Source organism: Glycomyces sp. NRRL B-16210 (assembly GCF_000719515.1).
Classification (GTDB): Bacteria; Actinomycetota; Actinomycetes; order Mycobacteriales; family Micromonosporaceae; genus Glycomyces.
In genome coordinates this window covers 212979-227736 of the sequence record NZ_JOGR01000007.1, presented here as the reverse complement: position 1 = coordinate 227736, position 14758 = coordinate 212979, and the positions used below count along the sequence as shown (strand labels likewise).

At 71.2% G+C, this 14758-nt stretch carries 13 protein-coding genes and 1 pseudogene; 6 read left to right on the top strand and 8 right to left on the bottom strand.

Features of this window, described 5'->3' with window-relative positions; genetic code table 11:
* The first annotated feature begins 35 nt into the window (after positions 1-35).
* Positions 36-806 carry a TetR/AcrR family transcriptional regulator gene (locus tag IF12_RS24090; protein ID WP_051704271.1) on the top strand — a complete coding sequence of 257 codons (771 nt, stop codon included), beginning with the start codon at positions 36-38 and terminating at the stop codon, positions 804-806.
* A 33-nt stretch (positions 807-839) separates the two neighbouring features.
* Here IF12_RS24090 and IF12_RS0111585 read toward each other — a convergent pair whose 3' ends face one another.
* The gene (locus IF12_RS0111585; RefSeq protein WP_030158220.1) at positions 840-2393 is read right to left on the bottom strand and encodes a Rieske 2Fe-2S domain-containing protein; all 1554 of its coding nucleotides are present in this window, start codon (positions 2391-2393) and stop codon (positions 840-842) included.
* 132 nt (positions 2394-2525) lie between these two features.
* Between IF12_RS0111585 and IF12_RS0111580 the strand changes: the two genes are divergently transcribed.
* Positions 2526-2744 (top strand): DUF2631 domain-containing protein, encoded by a 219-nt coding sequence (locus IF12_RS0111580; RefSeq protein WP_030158218.1) that lies wholly within the window; start codon positions 2526-2528, stop codon positions 2742-2744.
* Between the two features lie 108 nt (positions 2745-2852).
* Here the strand turns inward: IF12_RS0111580 and IF12_RS26170 are convergent, their stop codons facing one another.
* From IF12_RS26170 to rpsB, 7 genes are all read right to left on the bottom strand, one after another.
* Positions 2853-4823, bottom strand: a complete 1971-nt coding sequence (locus IF12_RS26170) for a DivIVA domain-containing protein (RefSeq protein ID WP_255343547.1) — start codon at positions 4821-4823, stop codon at positions 2853-2855.
* Positions 4824-4847: 24 nt separating this feature from the next.
* Complete coding sequence (gene rlmN, locus IF12_RS0111570) at positions 4848-5999, bottom strand: 23S rRNA (adenine(2503)-C(2))-methyltransferase RlmN (RefSeq protein WP_051704269.1); 1152 nt, start codon at positions 5997-5999, stop codon at positions 4848-4850.
* A 99-nt stretch (positions 6000-6098) separates the two neighbouring features.
* Complete coding sequence (locus IF12_RS0111565; RefSeq protein WP_051704268.1) at positions 6099-7025, bottom strand: phosphatidate cytidylyltransferase; 927 nt, start codon at positions 7023-7025, stop codon at positions 6099-6101.
* On the bottom strand, positions 7025-7582 hold the full coding sequence (gene frr / locus IF12_RS0111560; protein WP_030158212.1) for a ribosome recycling factor: 558 nt from the start codon (positions 7580-7582) through the stop codon (positions 7025-7027). The genes IF12_RS0111565 and frr overlap by 1 nt, the downstream gene beginning before the upstream one ends.
* Before the next feature lie 117 nt (positions 7583-7699).
* Complete coding sequence (gene pyrH, locus IF12_RS0111555; protein ID WP_030158210.1) at positions 7700-8425, bottom strand: UMP kinase; 726 nt, start codon at positions 8423-8425, stop codon at positions 7700-7702.
* 238 nt (positions 8426-8663) lie between these two features.
* On the bottom strand, positions 8664-9476 hold the full coding sequence (gene tsf / locus IF12_RS0111550; RefSeq protein WP_030158203.1) for a translation elongation factor Ts: 813 nt from the start codon (positions 9474-9476) through the stop codon (positions 8664-8666).
* An 11-nt stretch (positions 9477-9487) separates the two neighbouring features.
* Positions 9488-10333, bottom strand: a complete 846-nt coding sequence (gene rpsB / locus IF12_RS0111545) for a 30S ribosomal protein S2 (RefSeq protein ID WP_030158202.1) — start codon at positions 10331-10333, stop codon at positions 9488-9490.
* Positions 10334-10776: 443 nt separating this feature from the next.
* Here rpsB and IF12_RS24080 point away from each other — a divergent pair, with 443 nt between their 5' ends.
* The 4 genes and pseudogenes from IF12_RS24080 (at position 10777) to dprA (ending at position 14746) form a co-directional block, all read left to right on the top strand.
* A complete protein-coding gene (locus IF12_RS24080; protein WP_081913502.1) occupies positions 10777-11568 on the top strand; it encodes a murein hydrolase activator EnvC in 792 nt (263 codons plus the stop codon).
* Positions 11565-11954, top strand: a pseudogene (locus IF12_RS27205) (YraN family protein); the annotation flags it as partial. The gene IF12_RS24080 and the pseudogene IF12_RS27205, both read left to right, overlap by 4 nt.
* 22 nt (positions 11955-11976) lie before the next feature.
* Positions 11977-13518 (top strand): YifB family Mg chelatase-like AAA ATPase, encoded by a 1542-nt coding sequence (locus tag IF12_RS0111535; protein WP_030158198.1) that lies wholly within the window; start codon positions 11977-11979, stop codon positions 13516-13518.
* A gap of 64 nt (positions 13519-13582) precedes the next feature.
* Positions 13583-14746 (top strand): DNA-processing protein DprA, encoded by a 1164-nt coding sequence (dprA, locus tag IF12_RS0111530; RefSeq protein ID WP_035748838.1) that lies wholly within the window; start codon positions 13583-13585, stop codon positions 14744-14746.
* Positions 14747-14758 lie beyond the last annotated feature (12 nt).

The window sequence follows — 14758 nt, the reverse complement described above, 5'->3', positions numbered from 1 at the left end:
AACGCCGTTAACCGATTTGTAGCAAGAGGAGAGCAGTGACTTCCAACACCGCGGGCGGCCCGACCCGCCGCGAGCGGATGCGCGCCGAGACGGTCGCCGAGATCAAGGCGAGCGCCAGGAGGCAACTCCAGCAGCAGGGGCCCAGCGGCATCTCCCTGCGCGCGATCGCCCGCGAGGTGGGCGTGACGCCCGCGGCCCTCTACCGGTACTTCGACAGCCTCGACGCGCTCCTGATCGACCTCTGCTGCGACCTCTACGACGAACTTATCGCCGAGACCCGCGCGTCGATGGACGCAGCGCCGCCCGACGCCCACCTCGAACGGATGAAGGCCTGGATCTGGGCCTTCCGCAGCTGGGCGGTGACCAACCGCCGCCAGTTCGAGCTCATGATCAGCTTCCCGAACGGGCACGGCGCCATGCTCCTGGACGGCAGCCGCCTGGAGCAGCCCCTGGAGGAGGTCGACCCGGTGACGCTCAAGTCGCTGGAGCACGCGCAGCTGTGCGGGCACGAGCTGGCCGCGTTCTGGCGCCGGACCGAGGCCGAAGGCGGCGGCGCGCCCGCCGGGCCGCCGATGCCCGAGGTCTCCGAAGGGCTCGAGCGCGAACTCAAGGAGAAGTGCACGGCCTTCATCGTCGGCGAACCGGTCCCGCTCCCGTGGATCTTCTTCTTCACCTCGGGATGGGTCCGCGTGTTCGGCCTGGTCGTGATGGAGGCCTTCGGAAGCCTGCCGGTGCAAGAGCACGTGGACGAGTTCTACAAGACCCAGATCATGGCGATGCTGCGGGACTTCGGCATCGCCGAATGAGGAAGGGCCCGGCCAAGCGGCCGGGCCCACGCGCTACGCGTCGGCGGGGGCGCTGCGGATGTCGTGCCCCACGCTGGTCATGCACTTGCCGGACTTGAGGTTCCACTTCCAGCCGTGCATCTGGCAGGTGAGGACGCCCTCCTCGATCTTGCCGAAGACCGACAGGTCGGCCTTGAGGTGCGGGCAGCGGCGCTGGACCTCCCAGCCCTGCATGACGATGTCCTCGTCGTCGGGGCGCTGCTCGGCGTACCAGCCCTCGGCGTACTGGAGCCGCTCCTCGGAGAGGCACTTGAAGAACGCGTACACGTACTCGTTGTACTGGCCGATGCGGGCGGCCGTGAAGCGGCAGGACAGGAACAGCGAGTTGACCCAGTCGACCTCGCGGATGTGGAGCAGGTGCTCGATGAGGCGCCGCTCGGTGCGGAAGCGGTAGCGGACCTTCGCCCCGTCGTCGGGGTAGATCCTGCGCTCCAGGAAGTCGAAGACGATCGACTCGACGATCTCCTCGGAATCGGGCGCGGTCAGGTCGAACCGGACTGGGCCGCCGATGCCGGTGGCGATGTGCTCGGCCGAGGCCATGAGCGGCTCGATGCGCTCGCGCAGGGTGGCGAGGACGTCGATCTCGGGGTGGGACCAGGAGGCCTTCTCGGCGGCGATGCGCGGCTGCATCCGCTCCTTGAACTCGTCGAGGTGCTGCTTCTTGTTCGCGAACCACTCGCGCAGGTCCTCGACGGGGTGCTCGACCGAGGCGGTGCCGTCGGCGCCGACCTCGGCGACCGAGCCGGGCAGCAGGATGATGTTGTTGGCGTGCCCCTGCTCCTCGAGCCATTCGACATAGGACATCTGGTCGGGGAAGATGTTGCCCTCGTCGCCGAAGACGTCGTTGAACTGGTAGAGCGAGTCGTCCAGGAAGCAGGGCGGGCCGGCGATCGGGAAGACCCAGTCGCCCTTGACGTCGTCGATGTAGCGCAGCGAGCGGTCGAAGCCGCGCTCGCGCTTCTGCTTCCCGAAGGCGCGCTTGGCGTTGTCGGGCAGCTCGTAGACCATGGGGAACCAGATCGCGCCCGAGAACTGGAGCAGGTGGGCGTGGATATTCCCGTGCTGGAGGAACACGCTCATGTCGGTGGGCCGGGCGTCGTTCTGGTTGAGCAGGCGGGTGCCGTCGGCGTCCTCGACCCACAGCGAAGAGTCGCCGATCGGGCCGTCCGTGGGGCTGGTGAGCGCCTGGATCATGACCTTCGCGCCGCCGGGCAGCTCGACGATCTCCTCCGAGACGGTCTTGACGAACTTGTGGAAGCCCAGGGCCCGCAGCTCCGCCTCCAGCTCCGAAGTGGGGTACTCCGGCAGCAGGACCGTGGTGTCCTTGCTGATGTGCTTGGAGAGGTTCTCCTCGTCGAAGTGGTCGCGGTGCAGGTGCGAGACGTAGAGGTAGTCGGCCTGGCCGAGCGTGTCCCAGTCGAGCCGCGAGTTGTCGGGGAAGGGGAACCAGGACGCGAAGTACGCGGGGTTCACCCAGGGGTCGCACAGGATCGAACCCGAGGCGGTCTCGATGAACATGCTGGCGTGGCCGGTACCGGTGATGCGCACGGTGACCCTTCCGAAAGACGCGAGAACGACGACGGCTCAACTCTACAAGTCACAGCGGAGGCGGGGCCGGGACGTGCATGCATGTGGCGTGCGAGACTGTCTGCGGTCACCGGAGAGGTTGGAGGAACCCACATGGCTGCCGAAGAGCAGATTCTCTCGCCCGATCAGCGCAAGCCCACCAGCCGCAAGGCCCTGTACACCGCGCTGGGCGTCGCGATCGTCATCAACCTGGCGTACCTGTTCGGCAATCACCATGGCTGGGTCGAGGACGTCTTCATCCTCGTCACCATCGCGGTGCTCCTCGGCGTCATCGTCTCCGACGCATGGCTCCGCCGGACCGGACTGCGCTAGCCCGAGGGCGCGTCCACTCGTCTCGCACCGGCCGCGAAAGCGGCCGGTGTTCGCTTTATACGACGGGGGCGGGGCCGCTTTCGCGGCCCCGCCCCCGTTCTCGTCTGCTCAGTGCATCATGCCGCGGCGGGCGAACATCTCGCGCACCTCGCGCAGCGCCGAGTCCACTTCGGCCTCGAAGTAGCCGCCTTGGACCAGGGAGAACTGGCTGGTGTCGAGTTCGCGGTCCGACAGCGGGACCGGGTTGCGGCCGGTCATCGCCGCGGAGACGGCGTCGAACATCTGGTCCACCTGACCGGGGTCGTAGCCCGAGCCGAAGCGCCGCGGCTGGAAGGCCCGGCGCAGCTGCTCGAGGCGCTGCACGTCGTCGGGGGTGAACGGGGAGTCCGACGCCCGCATCTCGGTCGTCATCTCCTCGCGGCCGTGGCGGCCGGGGGCCTCGAACGCGCCGCGGCCCTCATAGGGGTTGCGGCGGCCGAAGTCCGGCGGGGAGGCCGCGCCGCGCGGGGCCCCTGGAGTGAAGCCGTTGTCGGCCGGAGCCGGGGGCACCGGCGAGGCGAAACCGTTGTCGGGAGGTCCCGCGGGAGCGCCAAAGCCGCCTGCGGGCGGCGCGCCGCGCTCGAAGCCGCCTTGCAGCGGCGGGCTCGGCGTGCCGCGGCGGCCGAAACCGGTGTCCTCCTGGGCCGGGGCGCCGAAGCCGCCTTGGCCGAACTCGCGGCCGCGCGGGGCGCCGTACGGGTCGGACTGCGGCGGTTCGGGGCGGCCCATCGGGCCCATGCCGGGCGCCAGGTTCTGCGGGATCGCCTGGGTCGGCGCCGCGGGCGGGATCGGCTCGGGCTCGGGCTGGCTGTAGCGCCCGACCTTCGGGATCGCGCCGGAGGGCGGGCCCTGCGAGGGCGGCGCCATCGGGTGCTGCGGCATCGGCGGCTGCGGCGGGGCCGCGCGGCGGCTGCCGGTGTCGGTGAACTCGTCGTCGTAGGCCGCGCCGAAACCGGGGGCCGGGTCCGGGCGCCGGCCCGGCGCCTGCCCGTAGACGCCCGGGGCGTCGTTCGGCGTGAAGCCGCCGCGCCGGGGGTCGGACTGGAGCGGCAGTTGCTCGGTGGCGCCGTGCGGGCCGGGGCCCGCCTGGGGGACGTCGTGCGTCGGCGCGCGCGGGGGCACGGGCGCGGGCGGCGCGAATTCGCCGCGCGCCGGCTCGGGCCCGCGGGGGCTGCCGTACGGGGACGGTTCGGGGGCGGCGCCGCGGGCGCCGAAGCCGTTGCCGCGGGGGGCCGCGAACTCGTCGCGGCCGAAGTCCTCGCGGCCGAAGTCGCCCTGGCCGGGACCGAAGTCGCCTTGGCCGAACTCGTCGCGGCCGAATTCGCCCGGTGCGGGGGCGAACTCGTCGCGCGGGGCGCCGAACTCGCCGGCGCCGCGTCCGAAATCGCCGCGGGGGTTGCTGAACTCCGGGCCCGCTCCGCGCGGTGCGCCGAAGTCCTGGGCCGCGCCGCTTCGCTGCGCGAACGGGTCGTCGTAGTCCTCGCCGGGCGGGCCGGCGAGGAAGCCGAAGCCCTCGTCGTCGTCGCCGCGGAGGTCGCTGAAGCCGTCGGGGTCGGGGGCGGCGGCAGCAGCGCGGGAGGCGCCGCGTCCGCGGCCGGCGGGCTCGGGGGGCGGCGGGGCCGCCTCGCGGGCGGCCATGAGGTCGTGGGCGGGGATCGCCTGCGTCGCGGCGGGGATGACCTGGGTCGCCTGGGCCTCGGGGGCACGGCGCGAACCGGCGGTCGCCTGCGTCGGCGGGGCGGGGGCCGCGGCGTCGGGTTTGCCGTAGTCGGGAGCGGGGGCGGTGCCGAGCACGCCGCGCTCCTCCAGCTCGGCGAGCTGGCGCGCGACCCGGTCGAGGTAGACGTCCACCTGCCACTCGTCGTAGCCGCCGAAGCGGACCCGGAAGACGACGTCGTCGACCTCGTCGGCCGACACGGGGCTGCCCACCGGCTCACCGGCGAGCGTCGCCTCCACGCGGTCCAGGAACGCGTCGACTTCGTCGACCTTGTAGCCCCGGCTCAACGCCCGGCGCCGAAACCGGTCACCATGACTCGCCACTACTACCAAGCCACCCTTCTCCGCCTAATCCGCGGCGCCGGCGGCGCCGACAGGCTTCGCACCGGCGCGGCCGGGGGTCGTCCCTGCCTCCCGGACCGAAGCCGCTAGCTGCCCGCAGGCGCCGTCGATCTCTTGGCCGCGCGTATCGCGCACCGTCGTGGACACTCCTGCGGCTCGCAGCCGCCGAACGAACTCCGCCTCGACCGGCTTGGGACTGGCGTCCCAGCGGCTTCCCGGGGTCGGGTTCAATGGAATCAGGTTGACGTGAACGAGCTTGCCCGCGAGGAGTCTCCCCAGCAGGTCGGCCCGCCAAGGCTGGTCGTTGACGTCCCTGATCATCGCGTACTCGATCGATACGCGACGTTTCGTCACCCGAGCGTACTCCCAGGCGGCGCCGAGGACCTCGGCGACCTTCCAGCGGGTGTTGATCGGGACGAGCTCGTCGCGCAGCTCGTCGTCGGGCGCGTGGAGCGAGACCGCCAGCGTCACCGGCAGGCCCTCCTCCATGAGCTTCTTGATCTGGGGCACCAGGCCGACGGTGGAGACGGTGACGTTGCGGGCCGACAGGCCCACGCCGTCGGGCACCGGTCCGGTGATGAGGCGCAGGGCGCTCTTGAGGCGGGCCCAGTTCGCCAGCGGCTCCCCCATGCCCATGAACACGATGTTCGACAAACGCCCGAGGCCGCGCTCCTGGGCGAGGCGGGCGGCGGCGACCACCTGGTCGACGATCTCGGCGGTGGTGAGGTTGCGGGTCAGGCCGCCCTGGCCGGTGGCGCAGAACGGGCAGGCCATGCCGCACCCCGCCTGCGAGGAGACGCAGGCGGTCACCCGATCGGGGTAGGCCATGATGACGCTCTCGACGAGCGCGCCGTCGTAGAGGCGCCACACGGCCTTGACCGTGCGGCCGTCGTCGCACGAGTCGACCCGCACGGGGTCGAGCAGTCGCGGGAGCAGGGCCTCGCCGATGGCCTCGCGGGCCGCGGCGGGCAGGTCGGTCATGAGGGAGGCGTCGCCCACGTGGCGGCCGAAGTACTGCTGGCGCAGCTGCTTGGCGCGGAAGGCGGGCTGCCCGATCTCGGAGAGGACGGACTGGCACCCGGCCAGATCGAGGTCGGCGAGGTGTCGGGGCGCTGCCTTGCGGGGGCGCGGTTCGGTCAACGTGAGTGCTACAGACATGTCACGACCTAGTCTCGCATGACAGGCCCGGCGGTCGCCAACCCCGGATCGCGGAATTCACCCCGGCCCCCTTTCGACGGATACACCAATCAGGACACATCACCCGAGCAGGTAACGGAACCATACATAGGCCACCGGCGCGACCATGAGGATCGAGTCGAGCCGGTCCATGACCCCGCCGTGGCCGGGGATGAGATTGCTCATGTCCTTGATGCCGAGGTCCCGTTTCAGCAACGAGACGGACAGGTCCCCCAACGTAGCGGCCAAGGCCACGCACACGCCGAACGCCACGCCCAGAGGGAACGAGACGCCGAAGAAGGCCCAAAGCGTCACCGAGCCGCCCACGGCGGCCGCGACGACCGATCCGGCCAGGCCCTCCCAGGACTTCTTGGGGCTGATCGTGGGGGTCATCTGGTGGCGCCCGAAGAGCACCCCGGCGGTGTAGCCGCCGGTGTCGGACAGGACCACGGTGAACAGCATGATGAGAACCTGGGCGGCCGAGCCGTCGATGAGGCGCGCGGCGTCGTTGCCGGAGGTGGCCAGGAGCATGACGAAGCCGGCCAGGAACGGCACCTGGACGAGGACGAGGGCGGCGGCGGGGACGTCGGTGCGGTAGTCGGTGGCGCCTTCGGAGAGGCGCCACACGAAGAGCGCGACGACGCCGACGGCGGTGCCGAGCAGGAGCCCGGTGGCGCCGCCGAACCAGGCGAGGACCACGATGAGCACGCCGGCGGCGGCCAGGGGGTAGACCGGCACGTTCTTGCCGCCCCTGCGCATCGCGGTGCCGGTCTCCCAGCAGGCGACGGCGATGGCGATGACGGCGAGGCCGAGGAAGGCCATGGGCTGGATCAGCAGGGAGGCCAGGACCACGGCGGCCATGCCGAGCCCGGCGCCGATGGCGACGGGCAGGTTCCGGCCGGCTTTGGGCCTTCGGCCCCCGGGGCCGGTCTCGGCGGTGCCGGGCCCCTCCTCGCCCGAGGGCGAGTGGGGGCGACTGCCGGGCGAACCGTCGGGAAGCGCGCTCATCAGATCTCGAGCAGCTCGGACTCTTTGGAGCCGACGAGCTCGTCCACGTGGCCGGTGAAGCGGCCGGTCAGGTCGTCGAGTTCCTTCTCACCGCCGCGGCCCTCGTCTTCGGAGACGTCGCCTTCCTTGACGGCCTTGCCGATCTCGTCCTTGGCCTTGCGGCGGACGTTGCGGATGGCGATCTTGGCGTCCTCGCCCTTGGTGCGGGCCACCTTGATCATCTCGCGGCGGCGCTCCTCGGTCATGGGGGGGAGGTTCAGGCGCAGCTGGGTGCCCTCGTTGGAGGGGTTGACGCCGAGGTTGGAGTTGCGGATCGCGTCTTCGATGTCCTTCATCTGGGAGGCGTCGAAGGGCTTGACGATGACCATGCGCGGTTCGGGGATCGCGATGGAGGCGACCTGGGGGATCGGGGTGGGGGCACCGTAGTAGTCGACGGTGATCCGGTTGAACATGGCGGAGGAGGCGCGGCCGGTGCGAATGGCGGCGAATTCCTCCTTGGCGTGCTCGATGGCGCGCTCCATCTTTTCCTCGGCTTCGAGGAGGGTGTCGTCAATCACGGCTTTCTCACATTCTCTCGCGGCCTGACAGCACTTCTGACCGTACCGTCCCGCTGTCGGTCCTCGGTGGTGTGGATGTCCTCGGATGCGGCCGATTCGGCGGCCGCCCCCGCGGGGTCAGTCCTCGGCGGCGTGGATGAGGGTGCCGAGCTGCTCGCCGACGAGGGCGCGGCGGAGGTTGCCCTCGTCGTCGGCGCCGAAGACGAGCATCGGCAGGGAGTTGTCCTTGCAGAGGCTGAAGGCGGCCTGGTCGACGACCATGAGCTCGCGTTTGAGGGCTTCGTCGAAGGTGATGTCGTCGAGCCGCTGCGCGGCGGGGTCGGTCTTGGGGTCGGCGGTGTAGACGGCGTCGACGCCGTTCTTGCTGACGAGGACGACCTGGGCGCCGATCTCGAGGGCGCGCTGGGCGGCGACGGTGTCGGTGGAGAAGTAGGGCATCCCGGCGCCGGCGCCGAAGATGACGACGCGGCCCTTCTCGAGGTGGCGGATGGCGCGCAGGGGGAGGTAGGCCTCGGCGACCTGGGCCATGGCGATGGCGGTCTGGACGCGGGTGTCGACGCCCTCCTTCTCCAGGAAGTCCTGGAGGGCGAGGCAGTTCATGACGGTGCCGAGCATGCCCATGTAGTCGGCGCGGGCGCGCTCCATGCCGCGGCGCTGGAGTTCGGCCCCGCGGAAGAAGTTGCCGCCGCCGACGACCACGGCCACCTGGACGCCCGCGGCGACGCCGGCCGCGATCTGGCGGGCGACGCCCTGGACCACATCGGGGTCGACGCCGATGGCGCCGCCTCCGAAGGACTCGCCGGACAGTTTCAGCACGACCCGGCGGTACGTGGCTTGACTCATGGCACTCCCCTGCTCTGTCGTTTCCCCGGTCGTTCGGCGGCGCGGCCGCCGGCGGTGCTCGTCGCGACCGCGGTGCTTCAGACGTGCTGTTCGGTTGTTCACCCGCCGCGGCCGCGACGAGCGGGCCGGCGACGGCCGCCGTGCTTGCCGCAGACATGGAACGAGGCGGCGGCCTGCGCCGCCGCCCCTTCCATGCTTACGGCTGGAGCCAGTGTAGTCCGCCGTGGCGGACCGCTCGCTACTCCTGGCCGACTTCGAAGCGGATGAAGCCGGTGACCTCGGTGCCGGCCTCGGCCAGCACCTGCTGCACGGTCTTCTTGCTCTCCAGGACGGAGTTCTGGGAGAGCAGCACGAAGTCGCGGTAGTAGGCCCCGACCTTGCCTTCGACGATCTTGTCCCAGGCGCGCTCGGGCTTGCCCTCTTCCTTGGCCGTCTCCAGTGCGACGCGCTTCTCGGCCTCGATGACCTCGGCCGGGACCTCGTCGGTGGTGAGGTACTTCGGGCGCATCGCGGCGGCCTGCATGCCGACCTGGCGGGCGGCTTCGGCGTCGCCGGTGTAGGAGACGATGATGCCGACCGCCGGCGGGAGGTCGGCGGACTTGCGGTGCATGTAGACGGCGATGTCGCCGTCGAGCGAGCCGATGCGGCCGACGACGAGCTTCTCGCCGAGCTTGACGGACTCGTCCTGGACGACCTCGGCGACGGACTTGCCGTTCAGCTCGGCCTTGGCGAAGGCGTCGGCGTCGGCGGGGCGGACCTCGTCGGCCAGTTCGGCCAGGGCCTGCGCGAGCTCGATGAAGGCGCCGTTCTTGGCGACGAAGTCGGTCTCGCACAGCAGCTCGAGCAGCGTGCCGCCGGCCTGGGCGACCAGGCCCTGGGCGGTGGTGCGCTCGGCGCGCTTGCCGACGTCCTTGGCGCCCTTGATCCGGAGCGCCTCAAGGGCGGCGTCGTAGTCGCCGTCCGCCTCTTCGAGGGCCTTCTTGACGTCCATCATCCCGGAGCCGGTGGCTTCCCGGAGCTTCTTGACGTCAGCCATCGTGAAGTTGGCCATTGCTCCCCTTCTTACTTGTCGGCTTCTTCGACGGTCTTCTCGCCCGACGGCTCGACGACCTTCTCGGTGTGCTCAGCTTCGCTGGCCTGAGGCTCAGCGGTCTTCTCGGCCGCGAGGAGGTCCTTCTCCCAGTCGGCGAGGGGCTCGCCCTCGCCCTTCTCGACCTGGCCGCCGGAGCGGGCCAGGAGGCCCTCGGCGGCGCCGTCGGCGATGATCTTGGTCAGCAGGGCGACGGAGCGGATCGCGTCGTCGTTGCCGGGGATCGGGAAGTCGACCTCGTCGGGGTCGCAGTTGGTGTCGAGGATCGCGACGACGGGGATCCCGAGCTTGCGGGCCTCGTCGACGGCGATGTGCTCCTTCTTGGTGTCCACGATCCAGATCGCGGCCGGGGTCTTCTCCATGTCGCGGAGGCCGCCGAGCGTGCGCTCGAGCTTGTCCTTCTCGCGCATGAGCTGGAGCATTTCCTTCTTGGTGCGGTTGGCCGCACCGTTGGCCTCGATGATCTCGAGTTCCTTGAGGCGCATGAGGCGCTTCTGGATGGTCTGGAAGTTGGTGAGCATGCCGCCGAGCCAGCGGTGGTTCACGAACGGCATCCCGACGCGCAGGGCCTGCTCGGACACGGCCTCCTGGGCCTGCTTCTTGGTGCCCACGAACAGGACCTCGCCGCCTTCGGCCACGACGTTCTTGACGAAGTCGTGGGCCTTGACCGCGTAGTCCACGGTCTGGCGCAGGTCGATGACGTAGATGCCGTTGCGGTCGGTGAGGATGAACCGCTTCATCTTCGGGTTCCAGCGGCGGGTCTGGTGACCGAAGTGCACGCCGCTCTCGAGCAACTGCCTCATGGTGACAACCGACACGGTTGTGTTCCTTTCGTTCCCTGGTTCATTCGCGGAGACCGTCCGAGGTCCGGACGTTCCGCGCCTGGCGCCCGCCCCTGACGATCCGCAACCGGGAGGACCCGGACCTGGGAGATCGCGAGGGCCTGACCGCGCCCATCGCACCGCACTCGGATGGAGTGGGCGATGGAGGTCGGGCCGCGGCGAGCGCGCGAAGTCGGTTCGGCGCGAAGAGGCGCCTTACCGCTCCGGTCAGTGTACTGGGACCCGCGGCCCGGCCACGAACGCGGTGGTCGGCAGTGACAGAGGCAATCGGCCGGAGCGTCTCGCTCGAGCCGCCGAAATGCTCATAGCACTCGATACGTCGGTTACCGTAAGTCGAGGTCGCAGCAGTGAGTAACAGGTTATCCACAGGCACAGAACTTTTTCTTGTCGATACCGGGCACCCGCGTCAGCATTGAGTCATGCAACGACTACACAACGCGATGGTCATCAGTCTCATCACCGCCTCGCTGCTGGCGGCGACGGCGATCCTGGCGCCGACGCTCGCGCGGGCCGCCCCGCCCGGGTCCACCGCTTGGCAGTCCCCGGTCGGCGCGCTCGACCTGCTCACCGGCTTTGATCCGCCGCCGCTGCGGTGGCTGCCCGGCCATCGCGGCGTCGACCTCGCGGCGGGCGACGCGCAGCAGGTCACGGCCGCGGGAGACGGCACGGTGGTCTTCGCCGGGGACCTGGCCGGGCGGGGCGTCGTCAGCGTCGCCCACGGCAACGGCCTGCGCACCACCTACGAGCCGGTCGAGCCGCTGGTGTCCGCCGGCGAGACGGTGGCGGCGGGGCAGCCCATCGGGACCCTCCAGGCCGGGCACGCCTCGTGCGCGGGGTCGGTGTGCCTCCACTTCGGCCTCAAACGCGGGCCGCTCTACCTCGACCCGATGCTGCTGTTCGGCTCCGGGAAGGTCCGGCTCCTCCCCCGCCCGGGCAAGGCCGGCGCGGCCGGGCGCTTCAGCGGCGAAACCGGCCGGGCCGCGACGATCCGCGAGCGGGAGGTGGGGCCGGAAGCGCCCCGCCTGACCGCCGTCCGAACACCGGCTCGCCCGAGCCTCGCAGCGGTACCGCTCAGCGAGCCGGATACCGGCAAGGCGGTGAAGGCCACGAGCGCGAGGGTGCCGAAGGCCATGAGCCGGGAGGGGTTCGCCAGAGCCGCCGAGCCGCGCTGGGACCGCCTGGGACGCGGCGGCGAAGGGCTCCGGCCATGAACGCGGCACCGACGCTGGACCGGCCGCGAGGGGAGCCGGGTGCGAGCCTCAGGCGTCTGAGCCCGCACGAACTCGGGAGGCTCGGCGAGCGGCTCGCCGCCGCGCACCTCCAGCGGCACCGGATGCAGATCCTCGCCCGGAACTGGCGCCACCGGCTCGGGGAGATCGACCTCGTGGCGCGGTCGGCCGACACCGTCGTCTTCTGCGAGGTGAAGACCCGCCGCTCCCGCAGGCACGGCGGCCCGCTCGGCGCCGTCGACGCCGAGAAGCTCCGCCGGGTCGAACGGCTCGCCCGCGAGTGGCTGCGCGCCTACTGCCGGCCCGACCAGCCCTGGCGGGTCGACCGGTTGGCGCTCACGGTCACCGGGGCCCGGCGCATCGCACTCGAACACCGATCGGGGGAACGCCATGGGTTACGCGCGCACCAACACCGTCTGCATGATCGGCGCGACCGCCGTCGCGGTCACCGTCGAGGCGTCCGTCTTCAAGTCCTCCTCGAAGGGCGTCGACTCCGTCCGCATGTCGGGCCTGCCCGACAGCGTGGTCAACCAGGCGCAGACCCGGGTCCGCTCCGCGATGGCGAACTCGGCGCTGCGCTTCCCCGACAAATCGGTGTCCGTCAACTTCGGTCCGGCATCGGTGCCCACCACCGGATCGGCCGCCGACCTCGCCTTGGCGGTGACCATCATGTGCGCGGACGAGACACTGCCGGTCGAGCGCCTCGCCGACACCGTGCTGCTGGCAGAACTCGGACTCGACGGGAGCCTCAGGGCCGTGCCCGGCACACTGCCGGCGCTCATGGAGGCCCGCAGGGCGGGCCTGCGGACCGCGATCGTCTCGCCGGAGAACGCCGCCGAGGCGGCGTTGGTCGGCGACCTCACCGTCCTCGCCCCGCGCGACCTGGCGACGCTCGTCGCCTGGCTGTTCGGGCAGACACCACTGGACCCGGTGACGCGGGAGGCCTCCGAGCCGCCGCCACCGCTGGCGGACCTGGCCGACGTGCGCGGCCAACCGGGAGCCAGGCGGGCTCTGGAGATCGCGGCGGCGGGGGGACACCACATGCTGATGGTCGGTCCGCCGGGAGCGGGGAAGACGATGCTCGCCGAGCGGCTGCCTTCGATCCTGCCGCCGCTGACGGACGCCGAAGCGGTCGAGGTGACGTCGCTGCATTCGCTGCGGGGCCGGTTCACCGGCGGCGCGGCCACGCTCCTCCAGCACGCGCCGTTCGAGGCCCCGCACCACTCCACGACCATGCAGGCGCTGGTGGGCGGCGGCCACGGCCACATAGGCCCGGGATCACTCGCGCTGGCGCACCGGGGCGTGCTGTTCATCGACGAAGCGCCCGAATGGAAGCGCACCGTCCTCGACGCGCTGCGCCAGCCCTTGGAGAGCGGCGAGGTCCGCATCCGCCGCGCCAACACCTCGATCCGGTACCCGGCCAACGTGATCCTGGTGCTCGCGGCCAATCCCTGCCCGTGCGCGCCGAACAAGCCGCAGGACTGCACCTGCACGCCGCAGATGAAGCGCACCTATCTGCCGCGGATCTCGCGGCCGCTCATGGACAGGATCGACCTGCGGGTGAACCTGCCGGCGGTGCCGCCCTCGGCGATCCTCGCCGAGGTCTCGGAGGCCGAGGCGTCGGAGACGGTCGCGAAGCGCGTCGCCAGGGCGAGAGAGGCGGCCGAGTCGAGATGGGCCTCGGCGGGCGAGCGATGGCGGCTCAACAGCGAGGTCCCGGGCCCGGCGCTGCGCTCGGCGCGGTGGCGGCTGCCGCCGGAGGCGCGCAGCAGCGTGGACCAGCTGCTGCTGAAGGAACGCATCACGGCCCGCGGATACGACCGGGTCCTCAAACTCGCCTGGACGATCGCCGACCTCCGCGAACACGAACGCCCGAACGGAGAGGACGTCACCGCCGCGAGCGAACTGCGGCTCGGCTACACGCTGAGCTGACGAAGACCAGTGCCGAGCGGCCACCGAACTCCCCCGTCAGCGACCCGAACCACGAGGAGGACCCGTGACCCGACTGCCGAAAGACCCCCGTCTCGCACTCATGCTGCTGTCCTCGATCGTCGAACCCGGCGACGCCGAACTCGACGACCTCGTCGACGAGGCCGGGCCGGTCGACGCGGTCCGCCGCGTATGGGAGGGAACGGTCCCCGACCGGTTGCGGCGCATCACCGGCGCCACCGTCGCGTGCACGCACGACCCGGCCGACCGGGCCGACCAGCTCGCCTCCGCCACGGCCGACTGCGGCGCCCGGTTCCTGGTGCCGGGCGACCCCGACTGGCCCGATCAACTCCGCGACCTGATGCTCGTCTGCGACGCGAACGAGCCGCACGTGCGACCGCCACGGGGCCTGTGGGTCCGAGGCGAGCACGACCTCGCGCAGCTGTGCCGGCGCTCGGTGGCGATCGTCGGGTCGAGGGCGGCGACCGAGTACGGCCAGCATCTGGCCGACGACCTGGCGGCGGACCTGACCGAGGCGGGCTGGACGGTCGTGTCGGGAGGCGCGTTCGGCATCGACCGGGCCGCGCACCTGGGCGCGCTGGCCCGCGGCGGCGCGACCGTGTCGGTGCTGGCGTCCGGTGTGGAGCTGCCGTATCCGAAGGCGAACCGGTCCATGTTCGACCTGATCGCGCAACGAGGGCTCTTGCTGAGCGAATGGCCGCCGGGAGCCTCGGCGATGAAGCACCGCTTCCTGACGCGAAACCGCGTGATCGCGGCGCTGACGGCGGGAACGGTGGTCATCGAAGCGGCGAACCGGTCGGGCGCCCGCAACACGGCCCGCCATGCGGCGGAACTGGGCCGGGTCCTGATGTTCACACCGGGGCTGGTGACCTCGTCGCAGTCGGCGGGCGTGCACCAACTGGCAAGAGAGCCATGGGAAGCGAGGCTGGTGACGAGAGCCGAGGAGGTGATCGAAGACCTGACGGGCATAGGCGGCCCGATGGCCCCGGCGCCGCCGCAGGAGCGCCGGCCGATCGATCGGTTGACGGAGACCGAAGCGCGGCTGGTGGAGGCGCTGCCGAGGGGATACGTGGTCGAAGCCGCACGGCTCGCAGCGGCGGCCGGAGTCCCGGCCGAGACGGCCACGGTGACGCTGGCGCGATTGAAGAAGATCGGCTGGGTGGACCAGATCGACAACCGCTGGCGCCTGTCGAGAGGAGGCGCCTACTGAACAGAACCCGAG